Consider the following 8261-nt stretch of genomic DNA (forward strand, 5'->3'; position numbering starts at 1 on the left):
GGGCGTGATCAGCGCGGCCCGCCGGTAGATCTCGGCGGCCAGCCGACCGTGGAAGGCGGCGAGCAGGGCCCGTACGGCGGGCGGCTCGTCCGCCGAGGCGAGGTAGTGCGTCCGCAACTGCACGCCGTACTCGGTCACCAGCAGCGGTACGCCGGCGAAGTGCCGGGCGAGCAGCCCCGGCAGGGCCGCGGTGCCGCCGGCCGTCGCATGGCAGAGGTCCGCGGAGCCGAGGGCGTCGTCCTCGTACCAGTCGAGCGAGAGGGGGCGCAGGGCTCGTTCCAAGTGCGCGGCCACGGCGAGGAGTTCGGGTACGCGCGCCTCGCGTGCCGTACGGAGTGCGCCGGGCGCACGACAGGCGCGTTCCAGCGCACGCACGGCGCGTTCGGAGCGCAGCGCGCCTACGAGTCCGCCCTCGTCGCGGGCGAGTTCCGCGAGCCCGTACAACGCGTTGGCGAAACGGTCCGCCACATCGGCGGAGCCCGCCCCGGGGAGCGCGGAAGGCCCTGCGGGCAGAGGCTCCGAGAGGTCCGTGAGCCTCGCGAAACCGGCCGCCTGCGACATGGCAGCGTGCGGCACGGCCGCGCCCGGCATGACCGAGTCTGCCAACGCGGCCGACGCGGCCGACTCAGTCACAGCAGATTCGGACCCGGCGGACTCGGACACGGCAGATTCGGACACGGTCGACTCGGACGAGGCCGACCCCGACCCGGCGGGCACCGGCAACGACACCGACGCCAGCCCCTGCGCGTCCCCCGCGCACAACACCGCCGCCAACTCCTCGTAGCACTCGCCGAAGCGCCGGCGCGCACGGCGCCCGAGGGTCACCCCGTCGTCCTCGGCGCTCCACAACGGAGCGGTACGCACCCGGCTCACCTGCGACGGCAGTTCGAGCCAACCCTCGCTCTCCTGGCGCTCGCTGCGGCTGAGCGCGTAGACGTCGAACTCGTGCTGCCCGAGCCCGCGTACGAGCCGGTCGCACCAGAGTCTGGCGTCACCGCTCACATACGGATAGCCACCCTCCGTAAGCAGTCCTATGCGCACGGGCACACCCCCGATCTCCCATATGGGGAGCCGCCGTTGACCCGGCGGCTCGCAGCGGGACGAACGTATGCGGACAAGGCGGTGGCGCGACGGACGGTTGTCCATCGCGCCACCAAAAGGGGTGAACGGTCGTAACTTTCCCGTGCGGTTCGCGTTCGCTCGCGCTAAGGGATCACTACGGGATCACCGGGAGACCCACTTCGGGATCTCTACGGGACCACCCGGAAGCGGATCGTTCAACGATCCTCAGGCCGTCGTCAACTCCCGCCTCGCCGCCCTGCGCTGGGCCGCCACCTCCGGATCGAGGGCCGGTACGGCGGCCAGGAGCTGCTTCGTGTACGGGTCCTTCGGGGAGTCGTAGACCTCGTCGGCGGGGCCTTGTTCAACGATCCTCCCGCGTCGCATCACCGCGACCCGGTCGCTGACCTGGCGCACGACGGCGAGGTCATGGGCCACGAACACGAGCGCGAGGCCCAGTTCGCGCTGGAGTTCGCCGAGCAGGGCGACGACCTGGGCCTGAGTCGTGACGTCGAGCGCGGAGACCGGCTCGTCGCACACGATCACGCGCGGGTCGGCCGCCAGCGCCCGCGCGATGCCCACGCGTTGGCGCTGGCCGCCGCTGAACTCGTGCGGGTAGCGGTCGTAGTGCGCCCCTTCGAGCCCCACGCGCTCCAGCAGTTCCCGCACGCGCCCCCGGATGCGTTGCTCGTCCCGCTCCCCACGCGCGCGGAGCGGGTCGGCGATCGAATCGCCCACGCTGCGGCGGGGGTTGAGGGAGGAGACAGGGTCCTGGAACACCATCTGGACGTCGGGGCGCACTCCCCCACCGGGCTTGATCTCGCCGGCCGTCGGCTTCAGGAGCCCGACCAGCATCCGGCCCAGTGTCGTCTTGCCGCTGCCGCTCTCGCCGACGATGCCGAGGGTCTCGCCCCGGTGGATCGTCAGCGACACGTCGTCCACGGCCGCGAACGCCCGCTTCCCGCGCCCGAATTCGCGCCGCAGGCCCGTCGCCTCCAGGACGACCTCCTGGCCCGCCGAGGACGCCTCGGAGGGCGCGCGCGGGGCGTCCACACGCGGGACCGCGCCGAGCAGATCCCGGGTGTACGGCTCGGTCGGCGCCCCGAGCACGGTGCCCACCGGCCCGTGTTCGACGGCCCGCCCGTGCCGCATGACCAGGATCTCGTCGACGCTCTCGGCGGCGACACCCACGTCGTGCGTGACGAGCAGCAGCCCCAGGCCGGTCTCCTCGCGCAGCGTGTGCAGCAGGTCGAGGATCTGCGCCTGGACGGTGACATCGAGCGCGGTCGTCGGCTCGTCGGCGATCAGCAGGTCCGGCTCGCACGCCAACGCCATGGCGATGAGCGCGCGTTGCCGCATCCCGCCGCTGAACTCGTGCGGGCGCGAACGGGATCGACGTACCGCGTCCGGGATTCCGACCCGGTCCAGTACGTCGACGGCACGCGCGCGTGCGGCCCGACGCGACACGCGCGTGTGCACGCGGTACACCTCGGCTATCTGGTCGCCGATCGCGTAGTACGGGTCCAGGGACGACAGCGGGTCCTGGAAGACCATCGCGGCCTTCCCGCCACGCAACAGGTGCAGGTCCGCGTCCGACGCCTCCTGTATGTCGATGCCGGCCACGCGCACCGAGCCGCCGACGTCGGCGCCCGTGCCGCGATGCAGCCCCAACAGGGCCGAGGCGACCGTGGACTTGCCCGAGCCGGACTCGCCGACCAGGCCGAGCGCGGCGCCCTTCTCCAGCCGGAAGGAGAGGCCGTCGACGGCGCGCAGCGATCCGAACCCGACCGTCAGGTCGGTGACTTCCACCAACACGTCCGCCGAGCGGTTCACCGAGTTCATGCGAGCACCACCCGTCGGTCGGCCACCGCGTACAGCACGTCCGCGACGGCGTTGGCGATGACTACGAAGAAGCCGATGACGAGGACCATGCCGACGACCACCGGCAGGTCGACGACGTTGACGGCATGGACGAGTTCCTGTCCGATGCCGGGCAGTCCGAAGAGCGTCTCGGTGAGCACCGCGCCGCCGATCGCCGAGCCGACGTTGTTGGCGTTGAGCGCGATGATCGGCGCGAACGCCCCGCGCAGCGCGTGCCGCCCGATGATCGACCGTTCACCGACGCCGTACGCGCGGAAGGTGCGGATGTGGTCCTCGGCGAGGGTCTCCAGCATCGACGCCCGGGTGAGCCGGGCGAACGCGGCGGCCTCGATGAGGGCCAGCGAGAGCCAGGGCAACAGCAGGTTCCAGGCCCACTGTTCGGGGTCGTCGGTGAGACTGACGTACTGCGGGAAGGGCAGCAGTTGGAGCTGCCCGCAGACGACGATCATCAGCACCAGGCCGATCACGAACACCGGGGTGGCGACACCCGCGAGGGTGATGCCGGTCAGCAGGCGCTCGGTGAACCGGCCGCGCCGCCACGCCGACAGGACGCCGGTGCCGACGCCGAGGATCAGCCACAGCACCATCGCACCGAACACGAGCGACAGACTGACCGGCAGTTTCGTCAGGATCAGTTGGGTGACCTGCTGGTCGCCCTGGTACGACAGCCCGAGGCAGGGCGCCGAGCAGTGCTCCACGGAGGTGCCCGTCGAGTAGTCCTGGCCGACGAGGATGCCCTGGAGGAAGTGCCAGTAGCGCAGGTACAGCGGGTCGTCGAGCCTCAACTGCTGGGCCACCTGGTGCACTTGCTCCGGGGAGCAGCGCGGGCCGCAGGTGATCTGGGCGACGTTTCCGGGGGTGACGAAGAAGACCACGTAGACGATCACCGAGATGGCGAACAGGGTGATCACCGTGCCGATGGCGCGGCGCAGGACGAATCCTCCGAAGCCGCTCATGACGTGGCCTCCTTGGAATTCGTGCTCTTCGTAGTCGCGCTGCTAGTAGTCGTGCTCTTCGTAGTGGTGCCCTTCCCGCCCGCGTCCGCCTTCGCTTCCCGCTTGCGGCCGGTGCCGATGCGCAGGCGGGAGGCCGCGCGCGGGTCGAGGGCCGTGCGGATGCCGTCGCCCAGGACGGTCAGCGCCAGGACGGTGACGAAGAGGGCGCCGGCGGGCAGCAGCAGGTACTGCGGGGCGGCCTGGTACCAGACGTCGGCCGCGGTGAGCATCTGCCCCCAGGAGGGCGTCGGCGGCTTCACGCCGACGCCGAGGAAGGACAGCGCGGCTTCGGTACTGATGTTGATCGGTACGAGGAGCGCCGCGTACGTGATGACGGGCGCGGCCAGCCCGGGCAGCAGTTCGCGGCGGGCGATGCGCCAGGTGCCCCAGCCGCTGAGCCGGGCGGCGGAGACGTAGTCGAGCTCCTTCAGGGTGAGCGTCTGGGCGCGCACGATCTTCGCCGTGTTGCCCCAGGCGATGAGCCCGATGACGAGCGCGACGAGCAGGGGGCGCGGGAAGCTGCTGGGCACGATCGCGAGCAGCGCCAACGACATGATCATCAACGGCATCGCCACGATGATGTCGGTGATCCGGCTCAACACTTGATCAACCCATCGGCTGCCGAGCCCGGCGGCGACTCCGACGACGACTCCGAGGGTGACCTGTACGAGGGTCGCCCCCAGGGCGACACCGAGCGAGACCCGTGCGCCGTAGGCGAGCCGAGCGAACAGGTCGCGGCCGGTCTGCGGTTCGACGCCGAGCCAGTGGTCGCCGGTGATGCCCCCGAAGGAGCCGGTCGGCACGCCCCCGCGCGCGGAGTCGATCAGCGAGGGGTGGTAGGTGAAGGGGTCCTGGCCCTCGATCGCGGTGAGCAGCGGCGCGCCGAGCGCGACCAGGACGAGCAGGGCGACGACGGCCGCCGCGACCAGGGCGGCGCGCTGCGCTCGCAGCCGCCGCCAGAACTGACGGGCCCCCGAGCCCGCCGGGACGGAGAGGTCCGTCCCGGCGGGCTGGGAGGCGACAAGTGCCTCGCTCATGGGGTTACTTGACCGCGACCTGGGAGATGTCCAGGACGCCGGTCCAGTCGCTGATCACGACGTTCTTGATGTCCTTGCCGACCAGTCGCTTGTAGACGGGGTGGAACAGCGGCACGGTCAGGGCCTGCGCGCCGATCTTCTTGTCCAGTGCACCCCACCGCTTGGCGGCCTCGTCAAGATTCGTCAACTTGTTGATCGAATCAATCTCGGCATTGACCGAATCGTCATTGAGCAGGCCGGTGTTGAAGTTCGCGCCGTCCTTGACGATCTGGCGGCCGTCGAAGATCGGGGCGAGGAAGGGACCGCCGGAGGGCCAGTCGGCACCCCAGTGGGCGAGGAAGAAGCCCGGCTCGGTCTTGACGCTGTGGATCTTGTCCTTGTAGTCGTTGATCTCCAGGCCCTGGAGCTTGACGGTGATGCCGGCCTTCTTGAGTGCGTCCTGGATCGCGGTCGCGATCTCCGGGCTGGTCTCGAAGTCCTTGTCGTTGGAGTGCGTCAGCGTGACGGTGATCCCCTTCGGGTAACCGGCCTCCTTCAGCAGCTCCTTGGCCTTGGCCGCGTTGCCGGACGCGCCCGCCGGGAAGAGGTCGTAGGGGTCGTACCCGAAGGACTTCTGGTTCGGCAGGAAGGTGGTCGCGGCCTCGGCGAGCGACGAACCGCCCGCCGCGTTGACCACGGACGAACGATCGATGGCGTACGAGATCGCCTCGCGCACCTTGACGTTGTTGAACGGCGCGACCGTGGGGTTGAACGCGATGTAGTTCGTGTAGCCGAAGTGCCCGGTGCCGACGCGCGCCGCGAGTTCCTTGTCGCCGGTCACCTTGGCGAGCTCGGCAGGACCGAGGTTGGTGTCGGTCGTGACGGCCGTAGCGTCCGCTCCCTGGGACGACGACAGCCGCTGGTTGATCACGGAGGAGTCGAGCCCCGACTTGACGTCGATCTTGTCCGGGTACGCCTTGCGCTCGGCGTCCGTGGCCGTGGACCAGTACTTGTTGCGCTCCAGGACGAGCGTCTCGCCGTCGTTCTGGTTGCTGACGACCTTGTACGGCCCCGAGGAGATCGGGTGCTGCTCGTACTTCGTCCCCGTGTCCTTCGCCTTCGGGACGGGCGTGAACTGCGTCTGCGTGGCGAGGTAGGGGAACTCGCCCTCGGGCTTGTTCAGATGAAAGACGATGGTCAGGCTGTCGGGAGTCTCAATGGCGCTGAGCCCCTTCTTGTCCTTGTACGGCCCCTGGTAGTCGGCCGCGCCGACCAGCCAGTCCCTCAAGTAGGGCGCGCCGCCGGAGAGTTCGGGGGCGAAGGAGCGCTCGATGCCGTACTTGATGTCGGCCGAGGTGATCGCGGTGCCGTCCTCGTACTTGAGGCCCTTCTTCAGGGTGTACGTCCAGACGGTCGCGTCCTTGTTGGGGCGCCCGGTGTCGGTGGCGAGGTCCGGGACGACCTTGGCGCCGGCCGCGCCGTTCTCACGGTTGCGGGTGGTGAGGGTGCGGAAGACGAGGGAGGGGACGTTGCCGCCGCCGGAGGTGTACAGGCGCGCCGGGTCGAAGTCCTCCTGGGGGTTGGAGTTCAGGACCGTGAGCGTGCCGCCCTTGTGCGGCGTGGAGTCGCCGCCGGAGCCCTTGGCATCGTTGTCCTTCGGCCCGCAGGCGGCGGCGCCCGCCGCCACGGCCAGGCTGACGGATGCCACGGCCACGCGCCGGGCTATGACGGACGGTTGACGCATCGGAATGACGACCTCTCGGGGGGGGATGTTCGGGAATTCTCATGGGGTTTCCCGAATGGTGAGACGGATGGACAAGGGGTGAGACGGAAATGAACAGGCGTCTGCCCCGGCGTCAGGTCGTCGGAAATGCCCTGCCGTGGTCAACGGGCAAGGGCGAGGTGGTGCGGGTCGCGACACGAACGCCAGGGGCGGTGTTCAGCGACAGAGGATGTCGGCCACGCAGAGCGGGGTCACGCCGATGAGCGCCAACTCGAAGGCGGCGCGTTGGGCGACATGACTAGACCACATGCCCAAAAATATGAAGGAAGTCGCGGCTCGTGTCAATGTGACATAAGCGTCGCCTGTCAACTGCCCGTCAACTACCCGGATACGGCCAGGGGTTCGCCAGACAGTGGATCCCGTCATGGTCGAGGAACTTGGTCTGCTGCTGCATGACCGGGGCCAACTCGCCGTCCTTGTCGCAGGTGACGTGCCCGTAGCCGAGACGATGACCGACCTCATGGTTGATCAACATCTGTCGATACGCGTACATCTTGTCCCCATATGTTGACGACCCCTGTGCCCATCGATACGCATTGATCAACACACGTTCGGTGGCCGCGGAGTCGCACGACACGTTGTCCTCGGTCGTGTCGAGCCCGGACTTGGCGCACCACTTGGCGGTGGTACCAGGGCTCGCGAGGGTGATCACGAAGTCCGGTTTGCCGGAGTAGATGCGCTCGAAGGTGCGGGCTCCGTTGTGGGCCCAACTCCGTTTGTCGTTGAGCGTCTTCTGCACGGCCTGCGCGAAGAGCGTGCCGTCGAGCCCGAGCCCCTGCTCCACGTCCACGCGGTACGTGTACTTGCGCCCCTTGCCGGGCGCCTTGTCGACACCGGGCACGGCGTCGAACTTGTCCGGCCCCTTGAGCTTGGCGCTGAGCGGGTACTTCTTGTCCATCTTCTGCGCGTACGTCAGCGTCGCCACGCGCGGTGAGGCGGAGGCGCTGGGCTGCGGCGCGGAGGCGGAACTCCGCGCGTCGCGCGCCCGATCGGTGGCCGCCTGCGACTGCACGCCGTCCTTGTCACCGTCCTTCACGACCTGCCCGGCCACGATGACGGCCAGCACGGTGGTGACGGCGGCGGCCGCGATGCCGGTGTACGTCCGCCCCTTGCGCCCCTTGACGGGGGCGCGGTCGAGGTCGGCGGGGAGCGCGTCGCCGGCGCCGGTGTCGCTCTCCGACCTCTCCGGAGTCTCGGTCCAGTCGGTGACGGAGGCGTACGGGTCGGAGGGATGCGTCGCGACACTTGTACGGCTCGCGAAGACGTCGTCACCGCCGGCGTCCGCCCCGAAGGCGTCGACGTAATCCTGCCGAGGCCCACGACCGCCCTGCCCACGCCGCCGAGAACCACCCTGAGGGGCCTGCCGCTGCCGAGGTATGGGAAGCCCCGGCCCCGAACCGTCCGGCACACCGGCACCGGGGACTTGAGGCACGCTGGACGCACCGGTCATACCGGGCACGCTGTACGCCCCCGAAGAACCATCGAGCGGCCCACGCGCGACCCCGGTCCGCCCCCTCAACTCCCCCC

General features: G+C 69.5%; 7 protein-coding genes. All 7 read right to left on the reverse strand.

The features are described from left to right. Positions 1-1041 (reverse strand): DUF3492 domain-containing protein (locus JHN63_RS45670; protein WP_307782144.1); only part of this gene is annotated, 1041 nt, incomplete at its 3' end. A 246-nt stretch (positions 1042-1287) separates the two neighbouring features. After that, the gene (locus JHN63_RS45675) at positions 1288-2901 is read right to left on the reverse strand and encodes an ABC transporter ATP-binding protein (protein WP_200691036.1); all 1614 of its coding nucleotides are present in this window, start codon (positions 2899-2901) and stop codon (positions 1288-1290) included. Further along, complete coding sequence (locus JHN63_RS45680) at positions 2898-3896, reverse strand: ABC transporter permease (RefSeq protein WP_200691037.1); 999 nt, start codon at positions 3894-3896, stop codon at positions 2898-2900. The genes JHN63_RS45675 and JHN63_RS45680 overlap by 4 nt, the downstream gene beginning before the upstream one ends. Further along, positions 3893-4972: an ABC transporter permease gene (locus tag JHN63_RS45685; RefSeq protein ID WP_200691038.1), complete on the reverse strand. Its 1080-nt coding sequence runs from the start codon at positions 4970-4972 to the stop codon at positions 3893-3895. Before JHN63_RS45685 ends, JHN63_RS45680 begins: the two co-directional genes overlap by 4 nt. A 4-nt stretch (positions 4973-4976) precedes the next feature. Further along, the gene (locus JHN63_RS45690; RefSeq protein ID WP_200691039.1) at positions 4977-6695 is read right to left on the reverse strand and encodes an ABC transporter substrate-binding protein; all 1719 of its coding nucleotides are present in this window, start codon (positions 6693-6695) and stop codon (positions 4977-4979) included. A gap of 195 nt (positions 6696-6890) precedes the next feature. Next, positions 6891-6983, reverse strand: coding sequence for an Ms4533A family Cys-rich leader peptide (locus JHN63_RS54895; protein WP_374223005.1), 93 nt, complete (start codon positions 6981-6983; stop codon positions 6891-6893). A 67-nt stretch (positions 6984-7050) separates the two neighbouring features. Continuing rightward, positions 7051-8184, reverse strand: coding sequence for a DUF3152 domain-containing protein (locus JHN63_RS45695; protein WP_200691040.1), 1134 nt, complete (start codon positions 8182-8184; stop codon positions 7051-7053). Positions 8185-8261: the final 77 nt, after the last annotated feature.

This window comes from Streptomyces sp. MBT65 (assembly GCF_016612545.1).
Classification (GTDB): domain Bacteria; phylum Actinomycetota; class Actinomycetes; order Streptomycetales; family Streptomycetaceae; genus Streptomyces.